The sequence below is a fragment of the Prevotella scopos JCM 17725 genome, from assembly GCF_018127785.1.
Classification (GTDB): Bacteria; Bacteroidota; Bacteroidia; order Bacteroidales; family Bacteroidaceae; genus Prevotella; species Prevotella scopos.
In genome coordinates, this window is record NZ_CP072390.1 from 1,325,682 (window position 1) to 1,347,418 (window position 21,737).

A 21,737-nucleotide genomic window follows, 5' to 3' on the forward strand; every position below is an offset into this window, starting at 1 on the left:
CCAAAGGGAGGGGCGTGATTACCGCCTACAACTACACTTTGCTGTATGTTTGGGTTTATCATCGGTTCAAACTATCCACTGATACCTATACAAGTCAACCCCAAAAGGGATTGAAAAGGTGCCAAACCCACTTATCTTCTTGAAAAGAAAGTATTACATATCTATCCTTATCATCACACTTCTTGGCAGTATCGGACTGTTGAGTTGGGGACGCTCAGCACTTAGTTTTGCACCGATTGCAAAACTCGTTTATAGGGTGGCACCACCTGATACGGTGAAGAAAGCGAAGCCTATAGAAGTGGAGATTGACGAGGAAACTATTCCTGACTCTTTGCTACACCCACGTTGGAAGGTGCAGCGCACAACACCTGTCACCTACGATGACCTCAGGGAGAACTCTACCGACCTTATCCGACCTGAGAATATGCGACAGACTGTGGAGTATAACGACTCGCTCGATCGCTATATCATTGGTTATAAGATTGGTAAGACCTATGTAATGACGCCAATCATGATGACGCCAGAGGAGTATAGGAAATGGACCGAGAAACGTAGCTTTGCTGATTACTATCGCTCAAAGAATCAAGAGATACTCAGGGAGAAAGGTAAAGATAAGTTCGACTTCACTGATATGCACTTCTCATTGGGGCCTGCTGAAAAGATATTCGGTCCCGGTGGTGTACGTATCAAGACACAGGGTTCGGCTGAACTGAAGTTCGGTGCAAACATCAAGAACATTGACAACCCATCACTTCCTATCCGTAATCGTAAGACGACGGCAATGGACTTTGATGAGAAAATCAATGTCAACGTGAATGGTAAGGTGGGCGACAAGGTGAACATGAACCTTAACTACAATACCGATGCAACCTTCGATTTCGATGCACAGAACTTCAAACTAAGATATGAAGGTAAGGAAGATGAGATTATCAAACTCGTTGAAGGTGGTAATGTAACCTTCCCTTCAAACAACTCTCTCGTACAAGGAGCATCAGCCCTCTTCGGTATCCGTACCGATATGCAGTTTGGTAGGCTGAAGTTACAGACCGTATTGTCACAGAAGAAGAGTTCTAACAAGAGTGTCAGTTCACGTGGTGGAAAACAACTTACGCCGTTTGAAATTGATGCGGCTGACTATGAAGAAAACCACCACTTCTTCCTCTCACAATATTTCCGTGACAACTATGATGCGGCGATGAAGTCATTACCTAACCTCAAAACTGGTGTTACGATTAATCGTGTGGAGGTATGGGTGACAAATAAGACTGGAACAACGAGTAACACACGTAACATTGTTGCACTGACCGACCTCGGTGAAAACAAGAAGATTAGCCGTACTGATCTGTGGGGAACTGGTAACGGACCCGTACCAACAAACAATGCCAATACAGAATACACCACTATTACACAGACCTACCCTGCTGCTCGTAACATCGACCAAGTGACGAGTATTCTTGATGGTGCAGGTCTTGTGGGTGGTAACGACTATGAAAAGTTGGCAAATGCCCGACTGCTCAATAGTTCTGAATACACTATCAACAATGCCTTGGGTTATATCTCACTGAAAAGCGGTCTACAGACTGACCAAGTATTGGCGATTGCCTACGAATATACCTACGGTGGCGTTACCTATCAGGTGGGTGAGTTTGCCAGCGACCGTACCAATATCAATGAGGCTCTCTTCGTCAAGTCATTGAAGAACACCAGCAATAATCCTAAGCAAGGAAACTGGGACTTGATGATGAAAAACGTGTATTATCTCGCTTCTAACATTGAGCGCGATAAGTTCCGCCTTGACGTGAAGTATCAGAGTGATACGACAGGTGTCTATCTGTCATACATTCCAGAACCGCAAGTAAAGAACCAAACGCTCATCAAACTTCTCAATGCTGACCGATTGGATAACAATAACAATCCACATTCCAATGGTTATTTTGATTACATTGAGGGATATACTATCAGCAACGGACGTGTGTTCTTCCCTATGGCTGAACCTTTCGGTAATGGACTTCGCAAAGCATTGACAGATAAGGGTGTTACTACAGCTATTGCGAATAAATACGTTTTCGAGCAACTCTATGACTCTACGAAGACTATCGCTAAGCAGATTGCCGAGAAGGATAAGTTCATACTCGTTGGACAATATCGTGGTTCGGCTGCAAATGTTATCTCCCTTGGAGCCTATAACGTTCCACAGGGTTCGGTAATAGTAACTGCGGGCGGTGTGACCTTGAATGAGGGTTCTGACTATAGCGTTGATTACAGTGCTGGTGAGGTGACTATCCTTAATCAGAGTATTATCGATGCAGGTACAGCAGTCAATGTATCATTAGAAAGCCAGAGTGCTTATCAACAGGAGCGTAAGACGATGATTGGTGTAAACTGGGAGTACGACTTCTCAAAGGACTTCCAGATTGGTGGTACCTTCATGCACCTCTCTGAACAACCGTTGACAACAAAGGTCAATATGGGTTCTGAACCACTCAACAACACCATTTGGGGGCTGAATATCAACTGGAAGAAAGAGAGTCAGTGGCTTACGAATATGCTCAATAAGATTCCATTCCTACACGTAACACAGCCTTCTTACATTACTTTCTCTGCTGAGTTCGCACAGTTATTGGCAGGCCAAAGCAAGGGAACACAGGACAATGCTTCTTATCTTGATGACTTTGAGGGAGCAAAGACAACTATCGACGTAAGTCAGCCAACCTCCTGGATTATCTCCAGTGTACCATCAGACTTCCCTGAATATTCAGATAAGACAAGCCTTCGCAGCGGTTTTAACCGAAGCTTATTAGCATGGTACACTATCGACCCACTTTTCACTCGTCGTAGTAGTTCGCTGACTCCAGGACACATCAAGAGCGACCTCGAACAGCTCTCTAATCACTATGTACGTGAGATTCCAGTTACCGAATTGTTCCCAATTCGGGACCGAAACTACAGTGGTTCTACCTCTACATTGAATATTCTGAACCTCGCTTACTATCCTTCTGAGCGTGGACCGTATAACTTCAATCCGAATATTGACGTTAACGGACACCTCACGAATCCTACTGGAACATGGGGAGGTATGATGCGTAAGTTGGATACTAACGACTTCCAAACTGCTAACATCGAATATATAGAGTTCTGGATGCTCGACCCATTCATCTACTCCAACCGACTACCAAATGCAAACCAGTATGGTGGTGACTTCTATATCAACCTTGGAGAGGTGTCTGAAGACGTACTGAAAGATGGTAAGAAGTTCTACGAGAGTGGTATGCCTGTAGATGGTAGTCACTCATGGACAACTACGCAATGGGGTAAAATACCAACACAAAGTACGATTACTTACGCCTTCGCAACCTCAAAGGGTAGTCGTGCGAAACAAGATGTCGGCTTTAATGGATTGAATGATGAGGAAGAACAGCAGTTTGCTTCTTATCAGAACTTCCTTACAGCTGCTCGTGCTAATACCAATCAGGCAGTCTTCGACTCGATATGGGCAGACCCTGCCAATGATGACTACCACTATTTCCGTGGCTCTGATTGGGATGCAAAGCAGGCTTCTATCCTTGAACGATATAAGCGCATCAACAACCCACAGGGTAACTCACCAGACAATGATAACAATAACGAGCGTTATGACACCTCATACAAGACAACTCCAGATGTTGAGGATATCAATCAGGACTATACACTGAACGAATACGAGAAATACTACCAGTACCATATTAGTATTCGTCCACAAGACCTTGTCGTAGGTCAGAACTTCATTGTTGATAAGCGTGTAGCCTCAGCCCCACTGCGCAAGGGTGGCTCTGAACCTGTCACATGGTATCAGTTCCGTATTCCATTAGAGGAGTTCCAGAAGCGTGTGGGTAATATCAGCGACTTTACCAGCATCCGCTTTATGCGTATGTTCCTCACTGGTTTTGCAAAGCCTATCGTACTCCGCTTTGGTACCTTCGACCTTGTAAGTGGTAAATGGCGCCAGTATCAACAGAACCTTACCAACTCTGCCAGCAACTCGGGTACGATGTCAGTGAGTGCTGTGAGCCTTGAAGAAAACAATGATAAGACTCCTGTAAACTATGTAATACCTCCAGGCATTGAACGTGGAAAGGACCCTAACCAGCCACAGTTGGTTGAGGAGAACGAACAGGCACTCTCTATGGTTGTTAATAATCTTGGAACAGGCGAATCAAAGGCTGTCTATAAGAATACAACCCTCGACCTTCGTCAGTACAAGCGTCTGCAGATGTTCGTACATGCGAATGCCTTTGAACAGAATACAACTAATCTTACAGATAACCAGTTGGCTGTGTTCATCCGTTTGGGTTCTGATTACAAGAACAACTACTACGAGTATGAAATTCCTTTGAAGCTGTCAGCTCCAGGTCATTACGATACAAACACAGGGAAAGAGCGACGTATTGTATGGCCAGAGGAGAACATGCTCGACATACCTTTGAAGCTCCTCACCTCCGTGAAGAAGCAACGTAATCAGGCACGTGGTTCAGGAACAGCAAGCTATAACCGTGCTTTCTCTGTATACGACACCGATCATCCTGCTAACAAAGTAACGGTGATGGGTAACCCAACCCTTGGTGAAGTAAAGACGATGATTATTGGTGTTCGCAACCTTTCCAGCAGTCAGAAGAGTGGAGAGGTATGGGTGAATGAGCTACGTCTACGAGAGTTTAACAACGAAGGTGGATGGGCAGCAAGAGGTCAGCTCAACCTACAGCTGTCTGACTTCGGTACTGTGGATGTTAATGCCAGCCATAGCACTGATGGCTTTGGTGGTTTGGAGCAGGGCGTTAACGAGCGACAGCAGGAGTCTAAGACGGATGTTTCTGTCACCACAAGTCTTGAGTTAGGAAAGTTCTTCCCTGACAAAGCAAAGGTCTCAGCACCATTATATTACAGCGTAACCAAAAGCGAGAGTCGTCCTAAGTATAATCCACTCGACACGGATATGGAATTGAAGGATGCTCTTGATGGTACTGCTAACCGTCAAGAGCGTGACTCCATCGAGTCTATTGCCGTTACGAAACGACTGACAACAAACTTCTCTTTGTCTAATGTACGTGTTGGTATTCAGACGAAGAACCACCCTATGCCATACGACCCTGCCAACTTCTCATTCTCTTATAGCCATTCTCATTCTCATACATCAGGTGAGACAACGGTCTATGAGAACGAAGACAACTGGCGTGGAGCATTGAACTATAACTGGACACCAGTATATAAGTCTTGGGAACCTTTCAAGCGTCTTATCAAGAGTAGGTCGAAATGGTTTGAAATCCTCAAACGCTTCGGACTGAACTGGCTTCCACAGAACGTTACCTTCAACACTGAAATGGTGCGCAACTACTACGAGTTGCAGGAACGTGATATGGAATCAACTGAGAACAGTCTGTTGCCTCTTACCTTCAGTGAGCAGTTCCTTTGGAATCGTGACTTCGCTCTACGTTGGGACTTGACACGCAATCTCCACATGAACTTCCAAAGTGCGACACATGCTGAGATTGAAGAACCTTACACTCCTATCAATAAAGACCTCTATGCCGACCGTTATCAGGCATGGAAAGACTCGGTATGGACAAGCATTAAACACTTCGGTACACCACTCGATTACCAACAGAATTTTACGCTTTCTTATCAGCTTCCACTCAATCTGCTACCTATCTTTGACTGGGTAAATGCTGATGCGAATTATACTGCATCTTATACTTGGGTGCGTGGAACGAGTCTTGATAATGGTACTTCGCTCGGTAATACCATCACAAGTAACCGTGCATTGAACATCAATAGTAGCTTCAACTTTGAACGCCTCTATAACCATATTCCTTTCTTAAAGAAAACGAACGAACGCTTCAACCGCACCCGCCCTACTCGTCCTAAGCTGACTGCAGAACAGAAGAAAGCTGAGAGGGAAAAGAAAGAAAAAGAAAGGAAGGAGAAAGGTAAAGACGATGATAAGAAGAAAGCACTGCCAAAGAACCAGAAGAGCTTTGAAAAGGAAATCGTTATCAATGCGGATTCTGCTATCCTTGTTTCACATGGCAAGAATACAAAACGCCTTATCATCTCGGCTAAAGACGAAAGAGGAAAGGCTATCAAGATTAAATATCGTAAGGTAGGTGATACGCAGTTGAAAGTCTTTAATCGTACAGACTCTGCTATCCGCATGAAGCTTACCGTAACGCCTAAAGAGCCACTCGATAATAAGGGATGGTATAAGACAGCACAATGTGTGGCACGTGCGCTGATGATGGTACGTTCAGCAAGTGTTTCTTATCGTGACCAATATGCAATGGCACTGCCAGGCTTTATGCCAACGGTGGGTGATGCCTTTGGACAGACACGTGGAACAGGTGCCTTATCACCAGGTCTTGACTTCGCTTTCGGTCTTATTGATGACGACTATATCGGTAAGGCACGTGACAACCATTGGTTGCTTATGAACGACAGTGTGGCTACACCTGCAGTAACGAATCGCACAGAAGACTTGCAGATTCGTATGACACTTGAACCATTTAAGGACTTTAAGATTGACCTTACTGCCAGTCGTATGCAGACTACCTCACGGAGCATTCAATATATGTACACGGGTACGCCAACGACACAGAGCGGGTCACTCACGATGACAACCCTTTCATTAGGTACGGCGTTCGAAAGTCAGGGCAATGCCAACAATGGTTATCATAGTAGTACGTTCGATCGTTTCGTACAATCACTCGATGGCTATCGCAATCGTGTGGAAGCACAATATAATAATGCCACCTATCCAGCTTCATTTGGTGGTGGTCATTTCACCCCTGCAGCAGGAACTGTTAATAAGTATAGTGCAGATGTTATGGTTCCTGCGTTCCTCAATGCCTACACCAGCATGAGTGGAAACGGACTCAAGATCTTCCCTTCGCTGCGCAGTTTGTTGCCTAACTGGTCTATCCGTTACAGTGGTCTTTCACGCTTGCCATTCTTTGAACAGTTCTTCAAGAGTGTCAACATCAATCATGCCTATCGTAGTATCTTTGCTATCAGTTCTTATCAGAGTTATAGTACATGGCAGGAATACATGAACGGACTCGGCTTCATTGCTGATGCTATTACTGGTACACCTATCCCAAGTTCAATGTATAACATCTCACAGGTGAGTATCAACGAAGCATTCTCTCCTCTGTTAGGTGTTGATGTAACTCTTCAGAACAACCTCACAGCACGTTTAGAGTATCGTCAGACACGTGTTCTGTCGCTTTCTATGACAAGCGTACAGCTGAATGAGGCTTCATCAAAAGACTGGGTCATCGGTATTGGTTACAGAATCAACGACTTCAATCTTTTCAACAATGGGACACGCCGAGTTGCGAAAAGTAAGAAGAAAAAAACAACAGGAACCTCGCAGCAAGACAACAGTTCATCACGTCAGAACAACGGGTTGAACCGTGACCTCAACCTACGTCTTGATATCAGTTATCGCCAGCAGGCATCGCTCACACGTGACATTGCTTCGCTGACATCAGCAGCTTCAAGTGGTAATACTGCTTTCAAGTTCTCTTTCTTGAGCGATTATACCTTGAGCCGTTTGGTTACAGCCAGTCTCTATTACGATTTACAGATTAATACTCCACTTCTCTCATCTGGTAGTTATCCTACTACCACCCACGACTTTGGGGTGAGCCTCAGACTTAGTTTGACACGGTAAAACACACAGTGAAAAGTAAAAAGGTAAAAAAGCCTTGGGAAAAGTAAAACGTTAATGTCCAAAATTCCAAGTTCAAAGTTCCAAGAAAAAAACAGACTGCCTTGTCTTGACGACAGAAGCAGTCTGCAGGAAAAGTATATTGAAATTGGGAAATATTAAAGAGGGTACTCCTCGAAAGCATAAAGTACGGTTGAGAGATAACGCTCACCTGTATCAGGCAACAGCGTGACGATGGTCTTATCAGCGTTCTCTGGACGCTTAGCAATCTCTGCAGCTGCAAAGGCAGCAGCACCAGAAGAGATACCCACTAATAAACCTTCCTGCTGTGCCAACTGGCGACCTGCAAGAATAGCTTGGTCATTCTCCACTTGGAAAATCTCATCAACATACTTACTATTATAGGTTGCTGGAACAAAGCCTGCACCGATACCCTGAATCTTATGCGGACCACTCTGTCCACCACTCAGTACAGGAGATGCAGTTGGTTCTACGGCAATAATCTTCACGTTAGGGTTCTGCTCCTTTAAGTAGCTGCCAACACCACTAATCGTGCCACCAGTACCAACACCGGCAACGAAGATATCAACCTTACCATCGGTATCACGCCAGATCTCATGACCTGTTGTAACATAATGGCGTTCTGGGTTAGCCTGATTCTCAAACTGCTGCAGGATAATACTTCCTGGAATAGAATCTCTCAATTCCTCTGCAGCCTTGATAGCCCCCTTCATCCCATCCTTGCCACTTGTCAATTTTACCGTAGCACCATATGCTTTAACAAGATTACGACGTTCCACACTCATGGTCTCTGGCATCGTGAGAATGAGCTTATAGCCCTTCACAGCTGATACCAATGCTAAACCAACACCGGTGTTTCCACTGGTTGGTTCAATAATAGTAGCTCCAGGCTTTAAGAGTCCTTTAGCCTCAGCATCTTCTATCATTGCCAATGCGATACGATCTTTCACACTACCACCAGGATTAAAGTACTCTACCTTTGCAAGAACAGGAGTAGTAAGTCCTTTCTCTGCAGAGAATTTATTAAGTGCTAACAGTGGCGTATTACCTATAAGTTCTGTAAGTTTGTTTGCAATCTTTGCCATATTCTTTGGAGTTTAATTTCTTAATAATTCATTCTTTACGGATGCAAAGGTACGGATATTTACCAATATATGAAATACTCTCTTTATGTTATTTAGCATACCACAAACGTGGTATTTACATTAAAATAAGACTTTCTTATTGCCATTCACACAAAAAACCTTATATTTGCATCACGATTGTCACTATATCTACGAGTATGCAGAAATACGCAGATTACATAGAAGAGATTGAGATTGACTCGCTTTGGAGCGGGAAGAAACACATCCGTTGGACACTGGACCGACAGGTGAATATCCTCAGTGGTATCAATGGTGTCGGGAAGAGCACCATACTTAATAAGGTGATACGTAGTCTGTCGCAAGGTGGTGAATTCCCCAGCCATTCACTGAAGGGTGTCCGACTGAAGGTAAGTCCTAATGATGCGCGGTGGATACGTTATGATATTATCCGTTCGTTTGACCGTCCACTGATGAACTCGGATAGTATCAGCAAGATTAACGTTGACCTTGTAACGGAACTTGACTGGCAACTCTTCCAGCTTCAGCGCAAATACCTTGATTATCAGGTGAACATCGGCAACAGAATCATTGAGACCTTACAAAGTGGAGAGGCAGATGCTGCAGAGAAAGCGCAGCAGATTTCTCAACCTAAGAAACGCTTTCAAGACATCTTAGACGACCTCTTCACCGAAACTGGTAAGAAGATTATCCGTTCTGAGAATGAGATAAAATTCTCTTCATTAGGTGAAGTCCTCGCTCCCTATCAGTTGTCAAGTGGTGAGAAGCAGATTCTTGTTATCCTGCTGACTGTATTGGTAGAAGACAATGAGCACTATGTCCTCTTTATGGACGAACCGGAAGTGAGTCTGCATATAGAGTGGCAGAAACGCTTAATCGACCTCATCTTAGAACTGAATCCGAATGTTCAGATTATCCTCACAACACACAGTCCAGCTGTCATTATGAACGGATGGATTGACCGTGTGACAGAGGTTACGGACATAACCGATAAATGATTGTCTGAAGGAGGGAGCGATGGGAAAAAGACTGAGCGACAACCTATCATCGGCTTATATTGATGCAGCGAACCGTTTGAACGGTAAGCGGGCACGGAGAAAGATTATCGCATACGTAGAAGCGTATGACGATATCTTCTTTTGGCGCACTGTCTTAAGCAGTTTTGAAAACGAGGAACGCTACTTTGAAGTGATGTTGCCATCGCGATTAAACCTTACCAAGGGCAAACGGTCGGTATTGATGAACCTCGTTTCGCAGAATATTGGTGAGAACATGATTGCTTGTGTTGATGCTGATTATGACTATCTACTGCAAGGAACTACCCCACTTTCCAACGAAGTGAACAACAACCCATACGTTTTCCATACCTATGCTTACGCCATTGAAAACCTACAATGTTATGCACCGAGCCTACATGATGTGACAGTAGCAGTAACGCTCAACGACCATTCTATCTTTAACTTCGAAGAGTTCCTTAAGCTGTACAGTGAGAGTATACATCCCCTCTTTGTCTGGAGTATCTGGCATTATCGCCAAGGTATTCATCGACGTTTTACGATTTCTGACTTTAATCGGGTTGTGGAGATTGGTAACTTCTCTCTACAAGGGGCAACTGAAAGTATTCAACGGCTACGCCATAAGGTCCAGATGCGTGTACGACAACTACAAAAGGAGAATCCGAACGCAAAGGATAGCTATCTAAAACTAAAAGACGAACTGCGTTCCTTAGGTGTTACACCTTCAACAACCTACTTATATATTCAAGGTCATCATCTCTTTGATAATATCATCGTACCGGTCTTGAAGCGGGTATGCGACCTTCTTGTGCGTGAACGTGAAGACGAGATTAACCGCAATGCTGTACACGATACGCAACGTCGCAACGAACTATCAAGTTATGGTCATAGTACGGAGGCGATTATCCCTATGCTCCGTCGCAATGTAGGTTATACGAACGCTGAACCATTCCTAAGATTGAAAGAAGATATTTATACATTCTTGAATCCACCGACACAACAACCAACTGACTAAGTTTTCTTCATAACATCACCCTACCCCATGCTTGTGTCTAGACTTTCTTTACTAAGTGGGGCATTATCTGCTGTAGTTTTATTATCTTTGCACTTAGAAATCTAAACAACAAAATTCTTACATGAAGAAGACTCTACTTTTAATCGCAACACTGCTAACAAGTTTTGTTGGCATGGCACAAGAGACTTACCACCCAACGGCAGAGAATCTCAAAGCACGCGAACAGTTCCAAGACGATAAGTTCGGTATCTTCCTACATTGGGGACTCTACTCGATGATGGGTACAACCGAATGGATTATGACCAATAGGGATATCAACTACAAGGAATATCCGAAGTTGGCTAAGACTTTCTATCCTTCGGAGTTTGATGCTGACGCATGGGTTAAGGCTATTAAGGCTGCTGGTGCAAAGTATATCACGATTACCACTCGTCACCACGATGGTTTTTCGCTTTATAAGACTACTACCAGTACTTATAACTCAGTTGATGGTACACCTTTCAAGCGGGATATTATCAAAGAATTGGCTGATGCTTGCAAACGGCACGACATAAAGCTTCACCTTTATTATTCGCACCTCGACTGGGGACGTGAGGACTATCCTGTGGGTAGAACGGGAACAGGAACGGGACGACCAAAAGAGAAGGCTGACTGGGCAAGCTACTATAAGTTTATGAACACGCAGTTGACGGAATTGCTCACTAACTATGGAAAGGTGGGGGCAATCTGGTTTGATGGCTGGTGGGACCATGACAGCGATGCAAAACCTTTCGACTGGCAGTTGGAGGAACAGTATGCTTTGATTCATAAGCTACAACCACAGTGCCTCGTTGCTAACAACCACCATCATACTCCTTTCCCTGGCGAGGATATTCAAATCTTCGAACGTGACTTACCGGGTGAAAACAAGGCTGGACTGTCTGGACAGAGCATCGGTCGCCTACCCTTAGAATCATGCCAAACTATCAACGAGCATTGGGGGTACAACATCACTGACACCCTCTACAAATCACCAAAAGAGTTGATTCAGATGCTTGTTCGTGCTGCAGGAAAGAATGCTAACCTCCTACTCAACATCGGTCCAGAGCCAGGTGGTGCCCTTCCCGAGCTTGCCCTAAACCGCCTTCAGGCCATCGGTGAATGGCTGAACAAATATGGTGAAACCATCTACGGCACACGTGGTGGCATCGTTGGGCCACACGATTGGGGCGTAAGTACACAGCGTGGTAACAAACTCTACATCCACATCCTAAACTGTATGGACTCCAGCCTCTTCATCCCTACTGGTAACCACAAAATCAAGTCTGCCACTGTCTTTGGCACCAACAAGCATGTCAACTTCACAAAGACTGGTAATGGTATCACCCTCAACTTCGACACCATCCCGACTGAAATCGATTATATCGTTGAGTTGACGTTGTAATATAGGCTTTCTCGCCTTATCATTTTTCAAATACAACCCGCAGCAACCATCCAGTTAATGCGGGTTTGTTTATATGTAAGTATCGTTTTCTTCCTCAAAAGTATTCAATGTTGATTATCAACAACTTATAATTTCATGGTACAAATAAGTTTCCTCAATTTGAATACTATTGATTAGAAAACATCGGGGATGTTATCGCCAACTCTCACCATTTAACTTCCTTTGAACTTTTGATATAAATATTATATAGCTTCATATACAGTTCATCCATAAGAACTAATATCGATAACATCGTAAAGAAATTTTCTCTCTCATAAATTCCATCCTTTAGTCCTAACAGAGATGGAAGATTTTCTTGGTAAGACTTTAAGTTGTGAGCATAACGATTTCGCCATCGATAAACGACTCTCTCATAAAAAAATTGCAAGTCATTTTCAAGGAAAGAAAATTTCCCCTTTTTATCATAATTTGCAAAAAGTCCTTTCTTTATTATGTTAGGAGCTATCTTATAATGCTGAAAATCTTTTTCTTTAACTACACCTAAAAATGATCTATCAGTTACGGCTATAATTTGTTGTTTTATGTTGTTTACTAAGTGTTCCTTATATGATTTCTCAAAGATAGTCCCATTGATATAATCAGGACCAATACGGCTTATTACATCTTGCATATCCTTGAATATTTTCTGCTTATCCTTATAATTCGAACATTCTCCTATAGGACTTTTTAGCAATTCATACCTATACTCATAGTCATTTGTTGCCATTTCCCAACAAATACACTTTAACTTTTGTTCGGATGCACCTGTCATATTGAGAAATGTTGTTTGCATTATACATTCACATAAAGGATGGACTTCAATACCATCTCCAATAGCTCGACAAGAGGTTACTGTATCTCTGAGTATATCGAGTATGGGAGTTTGTATAAATTGTTGATGTTGATTAGTTCGCATACTTTTCATAAATTTGAATAGAAACTTTTAATCTTTCTCTCAAATGCTTCAAAAGATTCGGGCTCTTTGAATAATATTCACTGCTCTTTTTGTTAGATATCTCCGCTCTTATCTTCTCTATTAGGCTCTTATCAGAAGTTATGCTTTTATTTTTAAATACTATCCAATAGATCAATCCAAATAGCCAGTAATCTGCATCTACCCATGAAGTAAACGCATCTTTCTTTTCATCAAGATTAAAGTTCTTCTTATTTTCTTGTATCCAATTTCTTAATCTTACAAAACGATCTATAAATTCACAATTAGGAAAAACATTATCAAATCTAAAAGCATCAAATTTATCTGTTCTACTTTCTTGTTCTAATTGTAGAATATATGAGACATAATCAGCAATATAGTTCTCACGTGAATTATAAGCTGAGTACCCTACAAGAATTCTATTTGAATTTTGTAATCCATAAAATTGTGAGAGGATAGCCAAATATCGTGCAAAGTCAATTGGGCAAGGAACCATCTTCTCTATTATTTTAGTATTACATAGAGCATCTTCTTTAATATCGTCGCTATTTAATATTTTTCCTTCAAAGTAATTTTCTTTCTCTGTATCCATATAATACAAAGATCGCCTACTTTCTAAAGGAGATAACTTTCTTCCTAAATAATTTATATTTCGGAACAAGGTTGAAAAAAACTTTTGAATGTCATTAGTATTAGTAGTATTAGGTATTATGTACGAAAAGCCTAAAAACGTTTTTTCAAAAAAATCATCATTCACAGGAATAGATATTATCTCATATCTATCGTCATTGTTCAATTGCTTCTTTATCTCTTCTTTCGTATTACTATCTTTTTGCAATAATTCTTGAAAAGTCCATCTTATAGACTTCTTCTCTGGCATGTCTTCTGAGCTATCATCGCCATCAGCAAAAGAATAAGATTCATCAAATTTTTCCTTATTTGGCATATAGCCAAGATAAGACAGCAATATAGATGTCAAACGCTGCTGACCATCTAAGATTATATTTCCTTCATTGGCATAAGCAATTGTAATAGGCTGAACAAATTGTCCATTTTCCAACGATTGTATAAGGCGCTGAACATCCTTCTTTTCCCAAACAAAACTCCTTTGGTATTTGGGAAGAATAATGTTCTTTTTAAGCATCAACTCTATCCAATGCTTCAGTGTGTATTCACCATAATAAACTCTTGTGTCCATTTTTTATAATCTGAAATTAGTATTTTTTAAACTATACTTTTATTATTTACTATTATCTTTATTAACTCTTCTAATTTAGAGATTAGATTTAATGTAGGATTACCTTCTTTTAATGATACTTCATCTTTGACCTTACTTCTCTTACGTAAAGGGTCTTGATGAATTTCTTTCAATACTATTGAAATGTATTCGGAGTATTCTTTATCGTCCTTCTTTTGTAATTCTTCTTTCGCAAAGATATAGGATTAAGAAATTACAAACTCTCATCCTTTACGCGTATCTTTTCCTCGATTATTTATTAGAGCATTCTTTTCTTCACTCGCCAACCTCCTTTCTACTTTCTTAATATCCTCTGCAGGAGGCAGATTCTCTGGTATAATCCCTCGTTGAATCATCATTTGCCGAACAGCTTTATTATTTTCAATATGTTCATTACTGATTTGACCTTCTCCATATAAGTCCTTTTGTTGCACATTGACATTAGTCATTTCAGCTGCAAAATCCTTCGCTTTAATACTGATAGTCGGTAGGAAATCAGCAACTGGTCTACTTACAGGCACTCCCATCTTCTTTTTCATTTGTGCTGTATTCAAGCGAAATAATGCTTGGTCACCTTTAGAACGGATTACAGCAAAGCCTTTACTATCCACACCTCTTTCATAAAGAATACCAGATAGATGCTTTTCAGTCTCTTGCAGTTTTGTACGAGCTTTTACACGCTCTATCTCCAATAGTCTTTGCTCTATTAACTCAGCCTTACGTGTCTGCATCGCAAAATAGGTTTGTGCAAAAGCTATCTGCTCTTTACGTGGGTCACCATTTTGTGCAATTAGGTAACAGCCATAGCGAGTTAAGAGAATATCATCAATTTCACGTTCTGACCCAGACCCGAGATGAACCATTTTCCTGACGTCAGGAAAATGGTCAGAAACGAGATACCCAGCATTGACACAAGCCGTCTTAGCTTTATCAATTACTTTCGAGAAATTCTCCCATTTGGAATAACCCAAAAGCAGCTGAAGTTTGCGTGCACTCCAACATTCAATCCCCTCGACCTCTACAGCTGCAGCCTCAAAGCCATTGTATAGCTCTTGAATGATTTCTTTTTTCATTTATCAGTTTTGTAGCTTTTATCTTCTTCATAGTTATAGGAAACAGAACACTTTAGCACTTAAATATAGAATCACCAACATTCTTCACCTCATGGTCATTGCAAAAGGTAAGGCATCCTGTGTTCTTCCCTGCACTCTTTCATAGATGAGTTTTTAGTTATACTTCCCATTAACATGGGTAACACCTTGCAAATATAATATAAAATATTTATATAAAGAATAAAGAGAAAAGGTTTTTTACAAAAAACTTTGCTTATAGAATAGCATTTATATCTAATATAATTTTATTTTAAGTGAATAGCGATTCATAAATTAGATTTTAGTTGTTTAGTTCTTTGTTTTTAATCTCCCAATAGCCATTGCGCTTACCATTTTTGCGTTCAATAATGCCACGTTCTGACAAACGCGTTGTCATACGTTTTACGGTTCGCTCAGACTTACCTATATGCACAGCAATTTCCTTTTGCGTTGCTTGTGGTTTCTCCTTGATAAACTTTATAAGTGCTACTTCTTCCAAAGTGCAATTCAAAGTGCCATTATGGCTCTTTGGAGCTTCCAGACTGGCACTTTGAATCAAATGCTTTGATGCTTCTATATGTAGAAGTCTGCTCTTTAGTTCATTCTGCTCACCTAATATCAAATTGCGAAAGAATGCTTCAAGGTATTGCGTTGTAGCAAAGACGTCTTTAGGCATATTGTTATAGTTGGCTCGAACCAGTGCGTTACGGAAATACCATGAATAGTTAGCAAAGGTTTCGTTGCTGACGTCGAAACCAAATGTACGCAGATACTTAGGGATATTATGAATTTTTCTAACTAATTGTTTGCCAGTGTAATATATTATCTATACCTTTACATAAAATCCCCCGAACGACCCTTCACGGGCAGAATCAGGGGAAACTTTTAAAAAAACATCGTGAAGATCCAAAAAAATGGTCTTTTAATCAAAATTTTGTCATTTAATTGTGGTTTATTGAAGATTTCCGCATTCATAACGATTATTTTAGTATCTTTGTCAACAAAAGAAGAAAACAAATCCAAAATGGCAAAGTTAAATCGCATAAAAGTTGTTCTCGCAGAACGTGACCTAAACAATAAGTGGCTGTCCGATAAACTCGGCAGAGACCCTGCCACCATTTCTAAGTGGATCACCAATACTACTCAGCCAAGCCTTAAAGCCCTCATCGCCATAGCTAATGCGCTTGAAGTGCCTGTGCAGGAGTTGGTGAGACAAGAAGAAATCAATCAGGAAAAGTGAGGTGATATGATGACATATGTTCATTCTAAAGGCAACGTTGACGGCAGAGTAGATAACCGAGAAAGAATTTGACCGCCCAAGCATCGCCCAAGATTATGGTATGGTAAATGACACAGCAAATTTGCCACAACTTACTGATAGATAGCGAAAAGATTTAGAAGCAATAAATAATGACATGGTAAATGGTATGGTAGATATCCAAGCAAATGACCATGTAACTGTCCCTGATCTTGCAACTTTACTTAATGTTTCTGAAAAGACTACAAGACGAGGCCTTTATGTTTTGCATGATATAAATCTTATCCAATACGTAGGAAGTAATAGGAGTGAACATTAGGAAGTAAAACAAAAAATAATTACTTATAAGATGGCAGACTCAAGCTTTAATTGTAATCATCACGATAGAGAACAAATGAGCAAACTTTATACTATAGGCGAAACTGTCACTTTTCAATGTGGCAATATGCAAAAAGAAGGGACCATCCTTATAGTTGATTCATTTGATGTCTTTGGGTGTCATGGAAGCCCTTCGTATGACATATTGGTTGAGAACGAGAACATGCTTTATAAACATGTGGAACACAACCTCATTGTTTCAAGCAATAAATAAAAACAGTGGAAGGAAATACTCTAACCATTGAAAAAGCTGTATCAAACAAAAAAACAATGTTCAAACAATACAATTATGCCCTATAAAGATATCATCAACGACATTTGTAGCAATATTCATACAGGTCTTATCGATTTTGAAAAGCCACGTAGTGAAGCTTCTATGCCCACACAGGCATCTTCGGAATTCATTACCAACAAGCAGCAAGGCGATTGGGCGGAGGATATTCTATTTAGGGCAATTAATGACAACTCCGAGAATGTCGTTGCTGTAAGATATGGTAAATCGGATGATCTTGTTGCAGGAGATGAAGGATTTGAAAAGTTCTTCAATGAATATCAGTCAGAACTCGATACCATTGGCAAACGCCCAGACATTCTGCTATACAAGAAGGAGGATTTTGATGAATCCCTTGGTTATGACATCAGCTCAAAATCAAGTCAAGAGATTGGTGATTACGTTTCCAAAGCTATTGCAGGTATTGAGGTTCGCTCGAGCGCTTTTCTCTTCAATAAATATACAGCAGAAAACAACAGAGTTGTTCGTAAGAATACGGAAAGAGCTATCGATTTAAAGAATATTATATTAGACGAATACGTTGACTTATTGGAACAGAAACGTCCAGAGTTAAAAACGATTCTTCAGCAGCTTAACGAAACTTCTGTGCAATCCATCGACTACCGAAAGCCAACATGGAAGACCTCGCAAAGGCTTCAAGAATTAACGGATAATCTGTCAGAACTAAAAGATTGTCTGAAGGTAATTCAAAAACGTAATTCATTATCCATCACCCCAAAGATGGAAGATTTGAAGGTCGTTCACAAATGGATAATGACCTACAATGTGCCACATTTTTACGTACAGGTATTTTTCGATAAAGTATATGGCGTATCATTCCAGCACATTCTGGAACTTGTATCTAATCCAGATTTGGAGGATAAAAAATACTTTATTGAACAAGACGCAAAGAATCAAAACAAGACAACAATTAAGATACCTTCTCAAGATGGCACATGCCTTGCAGAAACAGTTACCGAACCTAATCATCAGAGTGTAAGAAAGGAGTTAAACAAAGGTCGATTGTTGTTCTATGTAAAATTTGATGGTGGTGAGGCATGTTTGGATGCTAATAAATTTGAATCTTTGTTTGGAATAAAAATTTAATAGGATGACCCCCGAACAGAAATACATTTCAACTACATCACTTGAACATCGCAAAAAATATGCTCAGTTCTTTACTCCTGAAAAGATTGCAGAGTTCATGTGTCAATGGGTGTTACAGGGCAAGCAGAAAACCCGTGCTCTCGAACCTGCATACGGTTTGGGAATCTTTTCCCGAGTCCTTGCTCAGAAATCTAATCTACCCATCGATGCGTACGAAATTGACGAACAAATTTTTGCAAGTGCCTTTGCTGCTCGTCCCAATGGCGTAAATCTTAGGAATGAAGATTATTTTGCGTGTGATTGGAATGCGAAATACGATGCCATTATTTGTAATCCTCCTTATCTAAAATTTCACGATTACGACAATGCCACCTACATACCAGATGTAAATAGTCATTTAGGAACAAAGCTTAATGGTTTCACTAACCTCTATACTTTATTTCTCCTAAAATCAATTGCCCAATTGCAAGAAGGCGGGCGTCTGGCATACATTATTCCTTCAGAGTTCCTCAATTCCGATTATGGTGTAGAGGTAAAACGCGCTTTGGTGGAGAGTAACACCTTACAACATATAATCGTCGTAGATTTTACAGAATGTGCTTTTGACGATGCCCTAACAACTGCCTGTATTCTCCTTTGCGAAAGAATGACTAGTTCTGTAAAAGTGCGTTTCTCGCTTGTCAACAACATAGAAGGATTAAGTAATTGTTTTAGTGAATATGTGGAATTCAACACATCGGAACTTGATGCAAAAATAAAGTGGAAAGCATACTATGAGGAAGGTAATAGTTGTAAATACAATCATCTTGTTTCATTCTCCAAGTTTGCTAAGGTTTGTCGTGGTATTGCCACCGGTGCAAACGATTATTTTACGTTCAAGCCTTCAAAGGTAGATGAGTATGATGTTCCTGAAGAATGCTTGATGCCATGTATTTGCAAAGCTGTAGATGCTCCACAGACCTTTTTTACTCAAAATGAATTTACAAAATTATTAAATGAAGATAAGACCATCTATCTATTCAATGGCAGTACTGCACCCGATAACACAAGTGTGCTTAGGTACATACATCTTGGTGAAGAATTAGGAATCAACAAGCGCTATCTTACTGCAAGTCGTTCTCCATGGTATGCTATTGAGAATCGACCTCCTGCACCAATATGGGTTTCTGTTTTCAACAGGAACGGCTTGCGCTTCATTCGCAACGAAGCAAATATTTATAACCTCACTACATTCCATTGCGTTTATCCCAAAAGCACTGGAGTAGATATTGATGTTTTGTTTGCATACCTCATTACTGATGTTGCAAAGGAGATTTTTCTCGATAATTCGCGTCAATATGGAAATGGTCTTGTTAAATTTGAACCAAACGATCTAAACAAAGGCATGGTTGTGGATTTGACCTTGCTAAATTCTAGGGAGAGTTCGTTTGTTAAGGATGTGTATGCATTTATTAAAAATAATCAGAAAGAGAAAGATGGAATAAAGTTGCTAAATGAATTCTTCTCATTAAAATATACGGATGAGATAAACACGATAGACAAATTCACAGAAAGGCTTCAGCTCCTAAAAAATACTTCTTTATCTGTTACAGAAGAAGTTATCAAAAGGACAAGTAAACCACGTATCAAACAACTTAGTTTCTTGGACCTCTTCGACCAATACGAACTTGAGCCTATCAAACAGAATTTTATGGTTCGCGAGGACATTGAGGTCGAATATAATACAAAGCACATTCATCGTAATTTACTTATCGACATAACAAAGAACCTCCTCATCTGCAACGTTAAGAAGGACAATTGGGAGAAGTATCTCGATAGTTCGGCGAAGATTTACTATACAGGCAAGAAGTTCCCATCTACTATTGCGCTCAATGAGCTCTACTATTTCATGCCGTACCTCTCAGGAAAAGGCATCCGAGATCTCTACTATATAAAGATTGCTAGACTTGGTTACCGCAAGGAAGGTCAGGAGAATGAAGATAAGAACGACCTCAGACTGGTTTTTGAAATTGAGCGTGTCGGTCAGTTATTCAATAACTACAAGAAAGTGAAACTCGAAATCTGGCGTACGTTTACAGATACGATTTTAAAAGATATATTGTAGCAATTGATACTTACATACATCATTAGATTAGGGATATTCAGAATTTTTCTAACTAACTGTTTGTCAGTGTAATATATCATTTGTACCTTTACATAAAATCCCCCAAACGACCCTTCACGGGCAGAATCGGGGGAAAACTTCTTAAAAAACATCATGAAGATACAAAAAAATCTGATATAACACCAACTTTGCCCTTTACAGAGTTTGATTTTTTACAGATCTATCGTGACAGCTTTGCAAAAAGCGAACTTGAACGTATCCATTCCCAGCTCCCACTTAAGGAGTTGGCAGCAGCATGTACGAGTCATAGCCATAAGAGCAAGCGGGGCAAAGGTCAACAACATACAGATTGACGGCATATCATTCATAGAGCACCACAGCTTTGAGGCTTTCAACGAGGGTGTCCGTCTTAAGCAATGTGTTGAGTATCAGGAATCTCTGACGGGAGTCAAAGTCAAGCGCATCGGCGCCCATTCCATATACGCCAACAATGCCAACCGGACAATGTGTACGGAAAAAGGCATAACCACCTGTTTCGTCAGAAAAGGCTCCAAACACAAAGAACAATCTGAATGTCTCAGAACGGCAAGAAAGATTATCAGAAACCTCAGGGCCACGGTAATGGAGGGCAGCTTCGGGAATCAGAAACAGCACTATGCCGTTGGGCGAATCAAGGCACGTAACATGTTCAGCGAAACATTACTGCTCTTCTTTGGAATCCATACGGCTAATGCCGCCATTCTTGCCGCAAGGCAGATGGCCAGGGACATGAAGAAGGTGGCTTGATAAAAAGATAAGGTGATTTTATATCCATCCATAGGCAGGTGTGGAAGGGACAGGTGTGCCCATACGGATCGACATTTGAGATTTTTGAGCAGAAAACACTGCAAATTCTTTTTCTAGGAACTTTTCCAAGAAAAAGAATTCAGTTTTTGAATGCTCTTGGCAGGTTCAGGAGTGAATTAACTGAAATTCCCTAAATTATATGTGTATCCACACAAAATATCTACGATCCCCGTCAGAGGCTTTTAGCTTCGAGAG

General features: G+C 40.9%; 12 protein-coding genes and 2 pseudogenes. 9 read left to right on the forward strand and 5 right to left on the reverse strand.

Annotated features, from left to right (window positions below; all coding sequences use genetic code 11):
• The first annotated feature begins 139 nt into the window (after window positions 1–139).
• Window positions 140–7,702 (forward strand): T9SS outer membrane translocon Sov/SprA, encoded by a 7,563-nt coding sequence (gene sov, locus J4856_RS10945; RefSeq protein WP_065367869.1) that lies wholly within the window; start codon window positions 140–142, stop codon window positions 7,700–7,702.
• A gap of 155 nt (window positions 7,703–7,857) precedes the next feature.
• Here sov and cysK read toward each other — a convergent pair whose 3' ends face one another.
• Window positions 7,858–8,805 (reverse strand): cysteine synthase A, encoded by a 948-nt coding sequence (gene cysK / locus J4856_RS10950; protein WP_025837890.1) that lies wholly within the window; start codon window positions 8,803–8,805, stop codon window positions 7,858–7,860.
• A gap of 197 nt (window positions 8,806–9,002) precedes the next feature.
• Between cysK and J4856_RS10955 the strand changes: the two genes are divergently transcribed.
• The 3 genes from J4856_RS10955 to J4856_RS10965 all read left to right on the forward strand — a co-directional run bounded on the left by J4856_RS10955 (window position 9,003) and on the right by J4856_RS10965 (window position 12,277).
• Window positions 9,003–9,821, forward strand: a complete 819-nt coding sequence (locus J4856_RS10955) for an AAA family ATPase (protein ID WP_025837893.1) — start codon at window positions 9,003–9,005, stop codon at window positions 9,819–9,821.
• A gap of 19 nt (window positions 9,822–9,840) precedes the next feature.
• Window positions 9,841–10,854: a DUF4435 domain-containing protein gene (locus J4856_RS10960; protein WP_065367722.1), complete on the forward strand. Its 1,014-nt coding sequence runs from the start codon at window positions 9,841–9,843 to the stop codon at window positions 10,852–10,854.
• Between the two features lie 121 nt (window positions 10,855–10,975).
• The gene (locus J4856_RS10965) at window positions 10,976–12,277 is read left to right on the forward strand and encodes an alpha-L-fucosidase (RefSeq protein WP_025837895.1); all 1,302 of its coding nucleotides are present in this window, start codon (window positions 10,976–10,978) and stop codon (window positions 12,275–12,277) included.
• Between the two features lie 205 nt (window positions 12,278–12,482).
• On the opposite strand, the gene J4856_RS10970 is transcribed toward J4856_RS10965, so the two are convergent.
• The 4 genes and pseudogenes from J4856_RS10970 to J4856_RS10985 all read right to left on the reverse strand — a co-directional run.
• Window positions 12,483–13,232 (reverse strand): hypothetical protein, encoded by a 750-nt coding sequence (locus tag J4856_RS10970; protein ID WP_143150357.1) that lies wholly within the window; start codon window positions 13,230–13,232, stop codon window positions 12,483–12,485.
• Window positions 13,222–14,448, reverse strand: a complete 1,227-nt coding sequence (locus J4856_RS10975; protein WP_025837900.1) for a DUF262 domain-containing protein — start codon at window positions 14,446–14,448, stop codon at window positions 13,222–13,224. The genes J4856_RS10970 and J4856_RS10975 overlap by 11 nt, the downstream gene beginning before the upstream one ends.
• 263 nt (window positions 14,449–14,711) lie before the next feature.
• On the reverse strand, window positions 14,712–15,560 hold the full coding sequence (gene dinD / locus J4856_RS10980; RefSeq protein WP_025837902.1) for a DNA damage-inducible protein D: 849 nt from the start codon (window positions 15,558–15,560) through the stop codon (window positions 14,712–14,714).
• 319 nt (window positions 15,561–15,879) lie between these two features.
• Window positions 15,880–16,353: pseudogene (locus J4856_RS10985) on the reverse strand (helix-turn-helix transcriptional regulator); the annotation flags it as partial.
• A gap of 249 nt (window positions 16,354–16,602) precedes the next feature.
• Here J4856_RS10985 and J4856_RS10990 point away from each other — a divergent pair.
• From J4856_RS10990 to J4856_RS13290, 5 genes and pseudogenes are all read left to right on the forward strand, one after another.
• Entirely contained in the window at window positions 16,603–16,818 is a 216-nt protein-coding gene (locus tag J4856_RS10990) for a helix-turn-helix transcriptional regulator (protein ID WP_025837906.1), read from the forward strand.
• A gap of 187 nt (window positions 16,819–17,005) precedes the next feature.
• Entirely contained in the window at window positions 17,006–17,155 is a 150-nt protein-coding gene (locus J4856_RS13485) for a DeoR family transcriptional regulator (protein ID WP_159430562.1), read from the forward strand.
• Window positions 17,156–17,503: 348 nt separating this feature from the next.
• Window positions 17,504–18,592, forward strand: a complete 1,089-nt coding sequence (locus J4856_RS11000) for an AccI family restriction endonuclease (protein ID WP_025837910.1) — start codon at window positions 17,504–17,506, stop codon at window positions 18,590–18,592.
• A 4-nt stretch (window positions 18,593–18,596) separates the two neighbouring features.
• A complete protein-coding gene (locus J4856_RS11005) occupies window positions 18,597–20,696 on the forward strand; it encodes an SAM-dependent methyltransferase (RefSeq protein WP_025837912.1) in 2,100 nt (699 codons plus the stop codon).
• A gap of 324 nt (window positions 20,697–21,020) precedes the next feature.
• Window positions 21,021–21,482: pseudogene (locus J4856_RS13290) on the forward strand (DDE transposase); the annotation flags it as partial.
• Window positions 21,483–21,737: the final 255 nt, after the last annotated feature.